The sequence below is a fragment of the Psychrobacter sp. 1U2 genome (genome assembly GCF_051847575.1).
This window is the reverse complement of sequence record NZ_JBPYDC010001050.1, coordinates 1-728: the sequence shown is the minus strand read 5'-3', so window position 1 is coordinate 728 and position 728 is coordinate 1. Positions and strand designations below refer to the sequence as shown.

Here is a 728-nt window from a genome sequence, read left to right as displayed (position 1 = left end):
CCACTGATAATGCTAAAAAAGCCAAAGAGACGAGTAAAGTAAGTCCTGAGCAGAAGCAAGCACGCTTGCAATGGCTAGAGCAGCAAGCAAAGCTGGCAGGAACAGCGAATCTAGTGACAGATCCTATCAACAGCCATCTGATTGAATACCTATTGGATCATACGGAAGAATATCCTTTAGCCGATGCTATCAGGCGCTGTGCATTGGTACTGACGACGTTAGATAAGCTGTTTGTTGGTACATTAGATAGCCTGTCGCAAAAATGGTTGTCTGAGTATAGCGCGGAGACGGGACATCAGCAGGGTATGCAAATCAGCGACGATGAGCAGACAGTGATAGAGAGTATCATTCATGATGCCGTACGTGCGCATCATAGTTATATGTACTATCAGCAGCCTGAGATATATCAATTATTACAGCATACCAATCGTCTGACCACGCCCGCTGATCACCTAAACGTGGCGCAAAAGTCACTGCAGTTTATCTCCACACCAATTGAGCCTGTTGATTTGGGCGAGCCAATAGACTTTACCGCCTACCAGCATGCATTAGAGGATTTTAAAGACTGTGATCTAACAGATGTAAAGCCGTACTTTGATAAAGACTATCGTAAAGCGCAAGGGATGACTTGGAATGCAGGTCTTGCTACTAAAGTAAATCATATAGGTAATATACAGACTGCCATTCAACAAAATGGCACAGCGTTCTTTACGCATTTGGACGAGGAA

1 pseudogene is annotated in these 728 nt (G+C 44.2%); it reads left to right on the top strand.

The annotated features are described in order from the left end of the window. Positions 1-728, top strand: a pseudogene (locus ACS8FD_RS20320) (UvrD-helicase domain-containing protein); the annotation flags it as partial.